This is a genomic window from Psychrobacter sp. NPDC077938, from assembly GCF_044542635.1.
Lineage (GTDB): Bacteria > Pseudomonadota > Gammaproteobacteria > Pseudomonadales > Moraxellaceae > Psychrobacter.
In genome coordinates, this window is sequence record NZ_JBITUW010000003.1 from 252,294 (window position 1) to 266,324 (window position 14,031).

Annotated in this window: 12 protein-coding genes; 6 read left to right on the forward strand and 6 right to left on the reverse strand. The window is 42.9% G+C overall.

The genetic code is table 11. From position 1 onward, the window contains the following. Window positions 1–139 precede the first annotated feature (139 nt). A complete protein-coding gene (gene sppA / locus ACIGBM_RS06980) occupies window positions 140–1,192 on the reverse strand; it encodes a signal peptide peptidase SppA (RefSeq protein WP_290175450.1) in 1,053 nt (350 codons plus the stop codon). 284 nt (window positions 1,193–1,476) lie between these two features. Next, window positions 1,477–4,383 carry a ComEC/Rec2 family competence protein gene (locus ACIGBM_RS06985; protein ID WP_397477246.1) on the reverse strand — a complete coding sequence of 969 codons (2,907 nt, stop codon included), beginning with the start codon at window positions 4,381–4,383 and terminating at the stop codon, window positions 1,477–1,479. A 245-nt stretch (window positions 4,384–4,628) separates the two neighbouring features. Here ACIGBM_RS06985 and ACIGBM_RS06990 point away from each other — a divergent pair, with 245 nt between their 5' ends. Beyond that, window positions 4,629–5,204, forward strand: a complete 576-nt coding sequence (locus ACIGBM_RS06990; protein ID WP_224737720.1) for a DUF2062 domain-containing protein — start codon at window positions 4,629–4,631, stop codon at window positions 5,202–5,204. Window positions 5,205–5,267: 63 nt separating this feature from the next. Here the strand turns inward: ACIGBM_RS06990 and ACIGBM_RS06995 are convergent, their stop codons facing one another. From ACIGBM_RS06995 to ACIGBM_RS07005, 3 genes are all read right to left on the reverse strand, one after another. Continuing rightward, on the reverse strand, window positions 5,268–5,573 hold the full coding sequence (locus ACIGBM_RS06995; protein WP_057760791.1) for a hypothetical protein: 306 nt from the start codon (window positions 5,571–5,573) through the stop codon (window positions 5,268–5,270). Window positions 5,574–5,751: 178 nt separating this feature from the next. Beyond that, entirely contained in the window at window positions 5,752–6,432 is a 681-nt protein-coding gene (gene lolD, locus ACIGBM_RS07000; RefSeq protein WP_057760792.1) for a lipoprotein-releasing ABC transporter ATP-binding protein LolD, read from the reverse strand. A gap of 57 nt (window positions 6,433–6,489) precedes the next feature. Beyond that, window positions 6,490–7,725 carry a lipoprotein-releasing ABC transporter permease subunit gene (locus ACIGBM_RS07005; protein WP_102092330.1) on the reverse strand — a complete coding sequence of 412 codons (1,236 nt, stop codon included), beginning with the start codon at window positions 7,723–7,725 and terminating at the stop codon, window positions 6,490–6,492. A 444-nt stretch (window positions 7,726–8,169) separates the two neighbouring features. On the opposite strand from ACIGBM_RS07005, the gene ACIGBM_RS07010 reads away from it, so the two are divergent. Next, complete coding sequence (locus ACIGBM_RS07010) at window positions 8,170–9,144, forward strand: hypothetical protein (protein WP_397477247.1); 975 nt, start codon at window positions 8,170–8,172, stop codon at window positions 9,142–9,144. A 146-nt stretch (window positions 9,145–9,290) separates the two neighbouring features. Here the strand turns inward: ACIGBM_RS07010 and ACIGBM_RS07015 are convergent, their stop codons facing one another. Continuing rightward, the gene (locus ACIGBM_RS07015) at window positions 9,291–9,680 is read right to left on the reverse strand and encodes an SCP2 sterol-binding domain-containing protein (RefSeq protein ID WP_057760797.1); all 390 of its coding nucleotides are present in this window, start codon (window positions 9,678–9,680) and stop codon (window positions 9,291–9,293) included. A gap of 865 nt (window positions 9,681–10,545) precedes the next feature. Here ACIGBM_RS07015 and ccoN point away from each other — a divergent pair. Genes ccoN through ACIGBM_RS07035 form a run of 4 tightly spaced genes read left to right on the forward strand, consistent with a single transcriptional unit; the run spans window position 10,546 to window position 13,999 of the window. Then, window positions 10,546–12,027 (forward strand): cytochrome-c oxidase, cbb3-type subunit I, encoded by a 1,482-nt coding sequence (gene ccoN, locus ACIGBM_RS07020; protein WP_201567458.1) that lies wholly within the window; start codon window positions 10,546–10,548, stop codon window positions 12,025–12,027. Between the two features lie 9 nt (window positions 12,028–12,036). Next, window positions 12,037–12,675 (forward strand): cytochrome-c oxidase, cbb3-type subunit II, encoded by a 639-nt coding sequence (gene ccoO, locus ACIGBM_RS07025; protein WP_057760802.1) that lies wholly within the window; start codon window positions 12,037–12,039, stop codon window positions 12,673–12,675. Then, the gene (locus ACIGBM_RS07030) at window positions 12,675–12,854 is read left to right on the forward strand and encodes a CcoQ/FixQ family Cbb3-type cytochrome c oxidase assembly chaperone (RefSeq protein WP_057760804.1); all 180 of its coding nucleotides are present in this window, start codon (window positions 12,675–12,677) and stop codon (window positions 12,852–12,854) included. Before ccoO ends, ACIGBM_RS07030 begins: the two co-directional genes overlap by 1 nt. Then, window positions 12,854–13,999 carry a c-type cytochrome gene (locus tag ACIGBM_RS07035; protein ID WP_397477359.1) on the forward strand — a complete coding sequence of 382 codons (1,146 nt, stop codon included), beginning with the start codon at window positions 12,854–12,856 and terminating at the stop codon, window positions 13,997–13,999. Before ACIGBM_RS07030 ends, ACIGBM_RS07035 begins: the two co-directional genes overlap by 1 nt. Window positions 14,000–14,031: the final 32 nt, after the last annotated feature.

Here is a 14,031-nt window from a genome sequence, read left to right on the forward strand (position 1 = left end):
GTTATAGTTGTATAGCTAATTTAATCAGGCTATCACTTGGGCCAAGGTTTTTTATTTGGTATTACATACAATTAAGGCTGAGCACAATTATATGCTCAGCCTTAACAATCATACACATTATATCTAAAACATAAAACGCTTAACGCATCTGCCCAGTGTTGCTTTCTTGTGGCAATACATCAAGACTAACGCTAGAGCCAATACCTGCACCTAACTTCACTGCAAAACGGTCCATAAACATTTGGAACGGATCAGTTGGGCTATAGCTGATGATCGTATCTAGATCTAGTTGCTTACTTAGACTTGTGATACTACCTGTTTTGTCTGCTAAGCCTAGCTCAATAGACTGCTCACCTGTCCAGAATAGCCCTGAGAACAGTTTGTTTTGCTCAGGATTCTTCAGACGGTCGCCGCGTCCTTCTTTGACAGCGTTGATGAAATGCTTATGCGTGTTTGCCAGTACTTTTTCGACATGATTTTCTTCATAATCAGTCAACGGACGAGATAAGCTTAAGATATCTTTATACTCACCAGCGGTAATCGTACGATCTTCTACGCCAACTTTATCCATCAAACCTTTGACGTTATAGCTTGGCATAATGACACCGATAGAGCCGACCAAACTTGATGGATTAACATAAATCTCATCTGCGGCAGATGCAATATAATAAGCACCTGAAGCACCGATATCACCAATCACCGCGTAAAGCTTTTTGTCTGGGTACTCTTGGCGTAAGTCCATCATGGTCTGCCAAATCTCGTCAGACTGTACCGGTGAACCGCCAGGTGAATTGATATCTAAGGCCACTGCTTTTGAGTTACTGTTTGCAAAAGCGTCTCTCAAGGCTTCGTTAACATCATACGCATTGGCCACATCGTCATTACTGATGACGCCTTGCAGCTCAACCACTGCCAAATGTGGGTCGCTAGTATCGACTGCGTCCATACCTGTTGGCGCACTGCTGCAACCACGACCAAGGGTCAAAAATATCAATAAGATATAACCAAAGGTCAGTAGTTTAAAAAAGATACTCCAGCGACGAGCGCGGCGCTGCTCAACCACACTCGCTAATAACGTGTTTTCCAGCACCTTCCATTCTTGTCCACTTGGCGGGCTTGGTTGCTGCGGTTGCGTTGGCTGATTTGCCGAGTTATCAGGACGTTTGTTAGGGTCTGGTGGCCAGTTGGGCATATAACTTCCTAAGTTAGAAACAATCTAAAACAATAAAATGAGGTTGTCGAGAAATACAGTTAAAGCGGTAGTGTATACCTGACTGATACTGTCTCACAGTATCTGTGACCTGTGTTAATAGTCAGTGACCTGTATTAATAGGCTGCTAAGTATGGTGGTATTTTGATAATGGTTCAATAGTATAACTGTGAAATATCACTATATTGTAACGCTGATAATATAAGCCTTACTTTTGAAGATTAGTAGTCTTGACATTGGGAATGCTATCAATATTGCTTAGCGATTTAGTTGTTTAGCGATAATGCCGCTTCTAAAGGGTTATTATCATAGGTTATAACTTCATCGATTCCCTGACGGCCTATGACATCGCCTGTAATCTGCGAAGCACTATGACCAAGCCAACGTGTATTTTCGAATAGCATGTCATCATTATTCGATTCAGCTGAACATAGTAATGACCACATTTGCCAAACGCGTTGATGAGTATCAGCATTTAAAATCAAACGCGACTGGAAAGACTCTGACTGTTTGCCAGTTAACTGATTGGTGATTATTTGCGCTTGAGGGCTAACAGGCGAATTGGCAGGTAACGAATTGAGTGGATCTGCCGCATTGTATCTCAGAACTCGTATAGGCAAGTTAGTATCAAGAGCAATCGTACAATCCCAAACGCTAGTGTCACCTATCTTGGTCCAACCAGTGATGGCCTGTACTGACAACTCATCGTTGGCCGACCGCCATGTTTTACCTTGCTCACAACGTTGGGCACTGATAGTAGGCGTATTTTCAGATTGCCTAATTATTTTATAGGCTTGCTGAAATTCAGACCAACGATCAGAGCGCCCTGCTTGCCAATATTGGCTAATGGATAAACGACTATTTAATTGCGCAACGGTCATCGGTAGTAGTTCAGAATTTTTGGTATTAGCAGTATTCTTATCGTCAGGAATTAACGTATCAGTCAGGGCGTCACTGCTACTCTGTACGACAATACTCTCTAACTTATCGACAGATAAACTACCCAGTTGCTGCTTTAAATTTTCAGATAAATTGTCTGCTGTCAGGCTACTTGGCATCGTTCGTGTAGAGGTTGGTCTATGATCAGCTAAGAACAACCAATTGGTACTGTTTTCATTGACGGTAGGATATTGTAGCAATGCCGCCGTTATATACGAATCACCTGTCGGCAAAATATATAGGGTCGGCATCGTGACGAATGACTGCTGATTAGCATACACCGTCATCATCAGCAACGTTAATGGTGGCAACGTCAACCAACGGCTAAGTAACCCTCGTGGCAACAGCCAAGGCAATGCACTTAGCAAAGCCATCGATAGTATCGCGATATTAACTGGTGTATAGAGCCACGCATCCGATAGCGCTGGCAATGACGTCAGCCAACTCATTAAATCATGTAGATGACCAACTATCGTACTAATAATTACCCAAAGAATATCAGCAATACTCGGCACCAGTAGGTAACACAGTCCGGCTAATAAATTGAGCGGTACAATCACCCAACCGAATAGCCCAATGGCAAATAAGTTGATAAAAAGACCCCATAACGACACCTTACCGAATAAAAGCAACGTAACGGGTAATAAAGTAAGAAACAGCCAAAACTGTAATTTAAATACACGCTTAACCATTTGCCAAACACGGCTAGATAGCGCGCTATTGATATGAGCACACGGCTTATCATCGTATAAACTCGTTGTAGCAGTAGTCTGATGCTCATACGATTTATCGTCATACTTGAGTAATAACGCCACTGCAATAAAAGATAGCCAGTATCCCGCCTGCCATAATACGTAAGGGTCACGCCAAGCCATCAATATAGCCAATGCCAATAGCACACGCATCGTACTGATAGGGAGCAATGTTAATCTGACAAATCCAATCGCTAATAACATCCAAGCCGTACGAGCAGCAGGCACGTCAAAACCCGTAAATAGCGCATAAATAAAAGCGGCGCCAATCATTACCCACCAGCGCACTTGCCAGCGCGGAATGCGACGATAAATCGCTGAATAATTACGATCAAACAGCAGTACAACTATGCCTGCCAATACAATAGCTAAAAACAGTACGTGCGTGCCTGAAATAGCGAGCAGATGTGAGATACCTGCCAGTTGATATAAGTCCTTAGTATCACGATTAATCAAGCTACGATCACCCGTGAGCAGACTTAATGTCACGGCTTTTACTTGTTGCTCTGCTGTCGTTTGTGCTGACCAGTCTTGATAGAAATGCTGTCGTAATCGCCAACGCCCTTGATCAATACGAGTACGAAAGCGCTGAAAATATGAATCAGAGTCTAGCGACTGCTTCGAATATTTTTCAGCGCTGATTTCATTGCTAATTTCGCTACTATTTACCAATGTAGGGCTAACGGCCAAAATATTTGCAACGCCATCAATATGCCGACCTCGTAACCAGCGATAACTGTCAAAGCCAGTAGGGTTATTGACTGCTTGTTCAGAAGTAGCCAACGGCGCCAGTGCTAGGCTCATGAATATCTCATCACCGGGCTGCAAATCGTTTAAGGCTGCAAACTGGCTATCATTTGCAGACTTTTTTGGATAGGCGTTAAGTAAGATTCGGTGTTCGCTGACTCTGATATGAACTTCATTGGAATTAGTGCTTAGGCTATTTTTATTTGCATCTAAGTAGTCGGATGTTTTAGTTGCTAACTCTTGGGGCGTTAGCTTAGCGACTAACGGAGTGATGTTCGTTATCACCGCTACTTGGCGATACCCGCTGTCTGTCGCGGCATCATAAACACTGTCGCTCAGCCCTTCGATACGCACGAATGCTTGTACTCGTATAGGAGCAATTATTTCAGTGGTTTCTGCTTGTTGATGAGTAACCAAAGCTTGTAGTGCGCTGCCTATCACTAACACAGTCGCTAACAAAGCTAAGACTAAGTATCTAATAATTCGGAAAGGAAGTTTAGTATGACGAGATGCGTTGTTAGAGGTGTTGTTATCAGCGCTGTGGCTGTCTATCGAGGGTATGTTGAATTGAGCAGATGCCAGCAGAATCGTGGCAAATATAGTCAGCGCCAAAGACAGATTGGATGGATCAATCATATCTAGCAAAGACAAGTCAGTTGGCAATATCACATTATCTGCGACTGCCAATACGCCCATCATAACTATAATTATGAGGCTACCAATCAACCAGTACACCAGCACTCCTTGCTTGATGACTTAAATATTATTCGGCCAAATATGGTGACTTACTATAGCAAATGGCACGTGATGCAATAGCATTTATATTTATATTACCCTATACTGAGGCAACGTATTAGGTGGTAACTATCTGACACCACCATTCTGTGTGTTCTAACCTTTATCCTACTCACCATATATTACTTTATACCAGCTTCTCAATACCATTGAGTAGACTGTAGTTAATGATTAAAGGCGATCCTGTGCCCCAAAAACGTCTAAAAGACCTACTTCCTACACCAGAGAAAATCTTAGAAAGTCGCACTTTAAAGCTGTTTGCACCGCACTTAGCTGATCCAAGGTTATGGCATTTCAATCGACACAGCCTAAATAAGGCCGTCTATATCGGTGTACTAAGTGCATTTTTTCCGCTGCCAGGACAGATGTTACTGGCACTTATTGGCTCGCTTATTTTTCGTGCCAATGTCCCTATGGCGCTTGGTTTGACATGGATTACCAATCCAGTCACTAGCTTGCCAATATTTTATGCTGGATATTATATCGGTGCAAAGATCATTGATGCACCTGTGATTAGCTTGCGATTCATCGGTAGAATGATTGCGGATTTTAGCTTATGGGCATTATCAAACGGTGCCAATCCGTTCATTACTTATCGCGGTACCGTATCGCTTGCTGCATTTTGTATCGGTCTAACGATTTTAGCTGTGGTCACCAGTCTTATTTGCGGTTTGGCATTTAAGGCCATTTGGCGTTATAAGACCGTGGCGAGCTGGCAGAAACGTCAGCAAAAACCTTCTGACGAATCTGACAAGTCATAAGGCAATTTATCTTTATTACACGGCTATAACGCTTACGCCCTAGCTAAACTAAGCTAGCAAAGCTCATTCTTCTTTACTGTTCTCTATAGCATTCAAAACTTTGTCAGTGAAATTGCTATCCATCGGTACGATCTCAATGACTTCATCATTTTTGCAGAGCGTATAACGCTTACCTGTCGCGCTGTCTTGAACTTTTAGGTCGTAATCAACCCCAGCTAAAGTAATGGCATCAAATACAGGTGTTAGTAGCTCCGTTTGCGCCTGTCTATCAAGCGTTTCAAACAAAGTTGGATCGATGTAAGGCTTTAACGGCTCATCACCCTCTTCAGCACTGCCAAAAGCCGCAATTGGATTATCATCTTCACGCATTTTACGCATCCTTATAAAATAGATAAGGCGGCTGGCTCACAACCGCTTAATCGCTAGTTTCTATGATATACTTTCTTAATAATACAACAATAACTCTTCAATATGGCAGCCACCACATCCATAACAAACGCCAATAGATGGCGTTTCGGTCAGTTTTTCGACCTAATATAAAAAATTATTAATACTGTTCCCAATGCCCATTGCGTAGCAACAACTGACGGTCAGCAAGAGCAGCTAAATTGCGATCATGCGTTACCATAAGTAGCGCCGTTTGCATGGTGCTTTGTAATTCTGACAACAGGCCAAATACGCTCTGCGCATTGTCATAATCCAAGTTACCTGTTGGCTCATCTGCCAAAATAAGCGATGGCTTAGTCACTAGCGCGCGTGCAATCGCTACACGTTGGCGCTCGCCACCTGATAGCTCACCTGGTCTATGCATCAAACGATGCTCAAGACCGACATTTTCCAAAATCTCAACCGCCTGCTTACGAGCATCAGTCGTTGATACTTCTGGACGCATGAGCAATGGCATAGCTACGTTTTCGATTGCTGTAAACTCTGCCAACAGGTGGTGAAACTGATAAATAAAACCCAAATGCTTGTTACGCATAGCTCCACGCTCAGTTTCATTCATGCTATTTAATAGCTGACCATGCAACCAAACCTCACCACTGGTTGGCGTATCTAGACCACCAAGCAAATGTAGCAACGTACTTTTACCTGAACCACTGGTTCCAACGATAGCGATGCGCTCACCCGCATGAACAGTCAGATCAAGACCAGTCAATACTTGTGTACTGACCGCGCCTTCATCATATATCTTATTGATATTGGTCGCCTCTAAAATGGCAGACATAGCGCTTCCTTTATTTTATTTATTTCGGTATTTATTTCGATGTTTAGGCGTTTGCGATTACTCATAGCGTAGCGTTTGAGCAGGCTGAATCTTAGCCGCTCGGCGCGCTGGATAAATCGTTGCCAAAAAGCTCAATACAAACGATGCACCTGTGATTAATACCACATCTAACAAACGCAGCTGCGATGGCAAGTAATTGACAAAATACGCATCAAATAGGTTCAGGCCGAAGGCTTGGTTAATAAAGCCTAAAATATCGCTGACCGTAAGCGCAAATATCACACCCAGTATCGTACCAGCGATAGTACCGATGACACCGATGACCACACCTTGAACCATAAAGACTTGCGTAATCAAGCGAGGAGACGCACCAAAGGTTTTTAAGATTGCGATATCTGCTTTTTTATCGGTCACTAGCATGACCAGACTTGAGACAATATTAAAAGCGGCAACTAAGATAATCAAAAATAGCAATAGGCCGACCATGGCTTTTTCCATTTGAATTGCCCCAAACAGATTGCCATGCGTCTGTGTCCAGTCATTTGGATATAGCTTTTCAGGTGCGATAGCAGCCGCTTTTTCCGCAGCTATCGGCGCAGTAAAGATATCGTTAAGCTTCATGCGTACGCCCTGCGCGCCTTCTGGCAAACGCAGTAATTTTGCCGCATCTCCCATCGGGATAAACGCCATGAGACTGTCTACTTCTGGGCTGATCGTAAAGATACCTGTCAGAGTAAAACGCTTAAACCGCGGTATCACGCCTGCTGGTGATGGTGACGCTTCTGGCAATACTAGCGTCACTTTATCCCCTATTTGCAGACCCAAAGACTGCACCATCTCCTCGCCCAACACAATACTGAAGTCACCACTTTTCAGGGTATCAATACTACCTTCAATCATGTGCTCATTGATGATGGAGACGTTTTTTTCGTATTCAGGCTCGACGCCTGTCACCATGATACCTGCGACCTGACCATTTGATGTCAGCATCCCTTGCAGTTGAATGAATGGTGCCACAGCTGCCACTTCTGGGTCTTCCTTGATCTGATCAGCTAGCTGTTCCCAGTCGCCAATAATTTCTGATGAGACCACAGTAGCCTGCGGTACCATTCCCAGAATACGGGTTTTCAGTTCACGGTCAAAGCCGTTCATCACTGATAGCACCGTAATCAATACGGCAACCCCAAGCGTCAGACCAATCATCGAGATGAGTGATATAAAGGAGATAAAGCCATTACTACGTTCTGCTCGGGTATATCGTAAGCCGATAAATAACGCTAAAGGACGAAACATATTCAAACTCTTTATCTTATCTACGTGCGACTTTATATAGGTTGCATAACGAGCAGTAGTAAATGCATCATACAGTTGCTACTACTCACATATAAATCAAACACAAAAACAGGGTGTCAGACGAGCCAATAACAGCTGTCAAAAGGGAGCTAGTTTGACACAAACTAGCTGATATGTGCCAGTCATTAGCAACAACTGAGAGTATTTTTTACCAAAAAACTGGGTTTTGTTATTATTTTTTATAGGGGGCTTGCTATTAGCTGTACCAATACCTATATATTATATGCTAAAGACAATTGTCATTAACCCCTCATTGAGGTTTACTCGCTATTTACTGATAATATCGCTGACCATCATAAACCAATCATTTAAAAGGTTGGATGGTACACAAGCAAATATAGTATTAGATACAAACCTCACGCTGACTTAATTTTGAGTATTTTCATGACCATAAATTATCAATACAAAAACATTCAATCTCCTACCAAGATCATATTGACCGATGAGCAGTCTGCAGGTCACGCCGATCACTGGCGTATTCTGACCGATGATATGAGTCATGATGTGCCTGAATGGCTACAAAAAATGATCGAAGTCGCCGCGATGCCTAAAGGCCTGAACAATAACGTCAGTGCAAAAGACAGTTGCCTGCTTCTATCAGAAGATCAGCCATGTCATATTAATCAAGTGCTCGCGATGAAAGATGGTAAGCCAGAATGCTTTATCAACGCCTATCCTTGTGTCGATAGTCCTTACGGATTGAACTGCAAAATTGAGCGTGTCATCGCCAATGACAACTCGCACGATGCAGTGTTGCGCTTACGTACTGCTGATGGCAGCATTATTTATGCGTTTGATCAGCTCTATACTACCAACCGCCATTTATATCAACGCGACACCTCTTACTATGTGAACTTTAGTGCTTGGGCGCACGAAATTAAGCTAAGCGAGCAAAACGAAGTCATCATGGTCGAAGACCAAGAGTCTATCCGTTATCACCGTGCCTTTAACGACATCGTGGCTGCAAATGACGGAAAAATCCCTGATGACCTGCAAGAGCAAATCAGTGAATGGAAGCCTGAAACCAAAGAACAAATGGCACCTGTCGAGATCAACTTAGGCCATATGTGTGCTTACTTGTTTGGCGATACGCTAGGACAAGAAGATGAAGCTTGGTGTCAGGGTCAAGTACTTGGCAAGCAAGAAACCGTATTTAATGGTAAATCTATCATATTGTTTGATGTGGTGACGCTACGTGAGCAAGATGCAGATCCTTTTGTAGTGCGTATCGGTGCGCTCAATACTGCTGAAACTAATAGCATCAAAGTACATGACTACGTCCAAGCAAACGTATGGCTACAAGCAGCAATATACAAAGAAAACCAATCAAATGCGACGCAGCAATCAAAAGCTAGCTAGTCTGTTTGAGAAGCTTTCTACGGCTTTTTATGCTATTAATTATTTGATTACCCAATAAAAAAGCCCCTAATATGAATTAGGGGCTTTTTTATGTCTTACTGACTTACAACGCAAAAACATGGCGTAAAAATCGTATAAATAGACGATTAAGCCATCGTAGTCATTGATTTGATGCGAGTATATAGCTCTTTTTGCTCTGCACTTGGACGTGCAGTCTGTACTGCCATTAGCTGTGACATATCGCCTTCGACGCGGATTTTACCGCTCATAAATGCACCCATGATTTGATTGGTATCAAAATCAGTGATGATAGACTGTAGGATATCGCGATCTAATAGCAGCGTCGTCGTTGCATTATCGTTTAAGCCGCGATGCAGCAAACCATTTGCAAAATTGGCTTCGATAGTTTTATCAGCTTCAGCCACTTTTAGGTTGACGACCATATTGGCAAGTACTGGCGGTAAGTTTAACTCACCTGCTTCGTTGCCCATTTTTTCTACTTGCTCAAACCATTCATCTGTCAAAAAAACTGCCATATTATATTATCCTTAATTGATATTCTGTCAGACCAATACCCTTGAGGCAATATTGGCCTAACTATTAGAATTATTAAAATGATTGCTATCAATAGACCTATGCAATACATAGCCATTAATGACGTTCAGCCTCATTATAAAGGGCGACTTGATAAGAAGTAAAACCTATTTATCGGCTCAGCAATGTTATTGTTACAAAACTTCTTTCCAAGCCTACGCTTATATCTAGCGAGCGCTTCCCCTATTCAATCAAAATGAGCATCTAGAATAGTGACAAAATTGTGTATAAAATAGAGGAGTAGCACAGCAATAATAAGTTGCTCGCTAACATTTATACCAAAGAGTTTGTATTTTGGCGCATAGTTCTGATGATATTTAATTAGGATTGCGTTACAATACCCTTAAACAGAGTCGGGAGTTTTAACCAAACATTACATAATCGTGTTTTTTGTCAGCCGCCGCTAGCATACATCTATGGTCAATGCGTTTTAATAGCCCTATAGATATGGGTATCTATCTTCATTAGTACAGATTTTTTCGTAATAATTAAGATACATATTTAGCCTTATGAGATGTTTGATGCTCAAAACGGCGCGTCTTCTTATTTACCTTGATGATCTATTAACAATCCTATTATCGATTGACCTTGAGTAAGGTGCATGAAGTGCCTATTTCTATTTATTAGTATTAACTGATAGACAGCAAGGGCCTGAATCGATATTTAATGATGTCATTGCGCTAAGTAAGTCAAAAAACAACATGTGTTGGCACCAGTATAAATATGAATTTGAGAGTATTTATAGTGCAGACAGCATAGATTGTTGGTTAATTCTGTTGATAATTCGGGCTGTAAAGGAATCATCCAATGAGTTTACAAAACACAGCAGTCGCCCCAGTTGACCGTGAGTATGAAATTACTGTCGTAAGATTTTTTACGATCATGGCTGTCGTTTGGGGCATCGTCGGCATGAGTCTTGGTGTGTTCATTGCTTCACAGTTAGCATGGCCAGCACTCAACTTTGACATTCCATGGCTGACCTTTAGTCATTTAAGACCACTGCATACCAATGCGGTGATTTTTGCGTTCGGTGGTTCTGCCCTGTTCGCAACGTCTTACTACATCGTTCAGCGTACCTGTAAAACGCGCTTATTTGCGCCGTACTTGGCTTGGTTCACCTTTTGGGGTTGGCAGGCAGTCATTGTTGCTGCCGTCATCACGCTTCCACTAGGTTTGACTTCAAGTAAAGAATACGCTGAGCTTGAGTGGCCTATCGATATCTTAATTGCCTTGGTATGGATTTCTTATGCCATCGTATTTTTCGGTACACTCATCAAACGTAAAACCTCACATATTTATGTGGCTAACTGGTTCTTTGCCGCCTTCATCATTACGATTGCACTACTACACATCGTAAACAGCATGGCGATTCCTGTTAGTGCGTTCAAATCTTACTCGCTATTTGGCGGTGCAACTGATGCGATGGTGCAGTGGTGGTACGGGCATAACGCGGTAGGTTTTTACTTAACGGCAGCCTTCCTTGGAATGATGTATTATTTCGTTCCTGTACAGATTGGCCGTCCTATCTATTCTTATCGTTTGTCTATCGTTCACTTTTGGGCATTGATTGCTTCATATATGTGGGCTGGTGGTCACCATTTGCATTATTCAGCGCTTCCTGATTGGACGCAGTCTCTTGCTATGGTCTTCTCAATCATCCTATTCGCACCATCTTGGGGTGGTATGATTAACGGTGTACTAACGCTATCAGGTAGTTGGGATAAGCTGCGTACCGATCCGATCATTCGCTTTATGATTGTTGCATTGTCGTTCTACGCGATGTCGACGTTCGAAGGCCCAATGATGTCTATCAAAACAGTGAATGCGCTATCGCATAACACTGACTGGACAGTTGGTCACGTACACTCAGGCGCACTTGGCTGGGTTGGTATGATTACTATTGGTTCGCTATACGTACTGCTACCACGTATTTATAACAAACCGAAGATGTACTCTATCAGCTTAATCACCACGCATTTCTGGCTAGCGACTGCAGGAACGATCTTCTATATCGTGTCTATGTGGATCTCAGGTATTGGCCAAGGCATGATGTGGCTTGCTACTAACCCAGACGGTACTTTGGTATATAGCTTCGTTGATACTGTTGAATTCTCGCATTTCCCATATATTGGCCGTGCATTTGGTGGCTTCTTATATGTATCGGGTATGTTTGTAATGGCTTATAACTGCTATAAAACACTCAAAATGCCAGAAGGTAAGCCTGTAGATGTCGCTGATCCAACGGATCATGAACCTAGTGTCGAAAAACCTTCGACAGCTAACGTATAAGGAGCGATCATGGCTGGTACACCGCATGAAATTATTGAAAAAAATACAGGCTTGTTAGTCATTGGTATCGTGATTGCTATTAGTTTTGCAACGCTAGTTGAAATCGTGCCATTGATCTATGACAACAAGGGTCCTGAAGAAGGTGGGGTGAACGCTCCCCTTCCCGCTATGGAGCCTTGGACAGCGCTTGAATTTGAAGGTCGTGATATTTATATCCGTGAAGGATGTCACGTTTGTCATACTCAAATGGTTCGCCCACTACGTGCAGAAGTTGAACGTTATGGACCATATTCACGTGCCGCTGAGTCGACGTGGGATCATCCATTCTTATGGGGATCGAAACGTACTGGACCAGATTTAGCACGTGTTGGTGGCCGTTATTCTGAAGATTGGCAAAAGCAACATTTGATCAATCCACGTTCGCTAGTGCCTGAGTCAGTTATGCCAGGTTTCCCTTGGTTGGCTACTAACGAAGTAGATGGCGAAAACATTCAAGCTAAAATGCGTCTATTCCGCGATCGCTTCGGTGTTCCTTATACTGAAGAAGACATTGAAGGCGCTCCAGATGCAGTGCTTGGCGCTACTGAGCTTGACGCTTTGGTCGCCTATCTACAGCAGTTAGGTACCGCAATGGAAGGACAGCGCTAATGGGTATTGGTGAATTACAAACAATTGCGACCGTTTCTGCCTTTATTGCCTTCGTAGGCGTTGCATGGTGGGCGTATTCGCCAAAAAACAAAAAACGCTTCGAAGAAGATGCACAACTTGCGCTTGATGACGAGGATATAAAATCTCTGTCTGAAGAGCAGCGCAATAAGGATAAATGATGACATTTTTTTGGAGTTCTTGGATCACGCTAATCAGTTTCGGTTGCTGGCTTTTTATTCTTGGCGTTCTGCTGTTTGTACTAAAATACAAACCAGACGTTGAGGAAGACGGTACCACTGGTCATGAATACGATGGTATCCGAGAATACGACAAAGCACTTCCTAAATGGTGGTTGGTGATATTTTTTGGTTCAATCGTTTGGGGTGTGGCGTACTGGGTATTCTTTCCAGCTATGTTCCCAGCACATTGGAAAGGTATCGCCACCGTAGAAGTTGACGGTGAGACTGTACCGTGGACCTCTAAAAACGAGTTGTTCAGTGAGCTTGAAAGTAACAACAAAGTATTTACCGATAACTTTGAAAAAAGCATTTTGGTAAAAGCAGATGCTGCAGGTGCGACTGCGACACTTGGTACGCTAAACGAGTTACAAGCGACCATGCGTCGTAGCGAAAACCCACCAGCAGATCTACAGACTAAAATTGACGAAAAAGTTGCAGAACTTGCTCCTTATGTCGAAAAACTGTCTGAAAATCCAAATGCTTTAAAAGTTGGTAGCCGCTTGTTCTTACAGAACTGTTCTGTATGTCACGGCTCTAACGCCAAAGGTGCGACAGGCTACCCTAACTTAACAGATAATGATTGGTTATATGGCGGCGAAGCTAGCAACATTCTGACCACGCTACACAATGGTCGTATCGGCGGTATGCCTGCTTGGCGTGATCAGATCGGCGAAGACGGTGTACGTGCAGCTTCTGAATATGTATTGTCACTATCTCCAAACAACGGTAGTAAGAGTAACGGTGAACTTGATCAAACTTTGGTTAATCAAGGCGAAGCGATCTTTAAGCAACAGTGTGCACTTTGTCACTCTGAAAGCGGTAAAGGTATGATTTCAGCAGGTGCACCGAACTTGACTGACAATATCTGGTTATATGGCGGTGAGCGTGAGACTGTACGTAATACATTACGTTATGGCCGTGCTGGCGTTATGCCTCAGTGGGAAACTAAGCTAGGTAATGAGCGTATCATGCTACTTGCTGCTTATATCTACTCACTATCAGATAAAACAGGCAAATCACCTGAAGCAGCACCAGTTACTGCTGTTACTCAGCCTGTAGCAACTGAAGAAGCAACTGCTAACTAATACGTTGTTATTGTACTGAATATGGACGAGAT

Excerpts from the sequence above, each read along its gene's own strand:
- sppA (WP_290175450.1), bottom strand. The coding sequence starts at position 1,192 with ATGCCCAACTGGCCACCAGACCCTAACAAACGTCCTGATAACTCGGCA.
- ACIGBM_RS06995 (WP_057760791.1), bottom strand. The coding sequence starts at position 5,573 with ATGCGTGAAGATGATAATCCAATTGCGGCTTTTGGCAGTGCTGAAGAG.
- lolD (WP_057760792.1), bottom strand. The coding sequence starts at position 6,432 with ATGTCTGCCATTTTAGAGGCGACCAATATCAATAAGATATATGATGAA.
- ACIGBM_RS07005 (WP_102092330.1), bottom strand. The coding sequence starts at position 7,725 with ATGTTTCGTCCTTTAGCGTTATTTATCGGCTTACGATATACCCGAGCA.
- ACIGBM_RS07010 (WP_397477247.1), top strand. The coding sequence starts at position 8,170 with ATGACCATAAATTATCAATACAAAAACATTCAATCTCCTACCAAGATC.
- ACIGBM_RS07015 (WP_057760797.1), bottom strand. The coding sequence starts at position 9,680 with ATGGCAGTTTTTTTGACAGATGAATGGTTTGAGCAAGTAGAAAAAATG.
- ccoN (WP_201567458.1), top strand. The coding sequence starts at position 10,546 with ATGAGTTTACAAAACACAGCAGTCGCCCCAGTTGACCGTGAGTATGAA.
- ccoO (WP_057760802.1), top strand. The coding sequence starts at position 12,037 with ATGGCTGGTACACCGCATGAAATTATTGAAAAAAATACAGGCTTGTTA.
- ACIGBM_RS07030 (WP_057760804.1), top strand. The coding sequence starts at position 12,675 with ATGGGTATTGGTGAATTACAAACAATTGCGACCGTTTCTGCCTTTATT.
- ACIGBM_RS07035 (WP_397477359.1), top strand. The coding sequence starts at position 12,854 with ATGACATTTTTTTGGAGTTCTTGGATCACGCTAATCAGTTTCGGTTGC.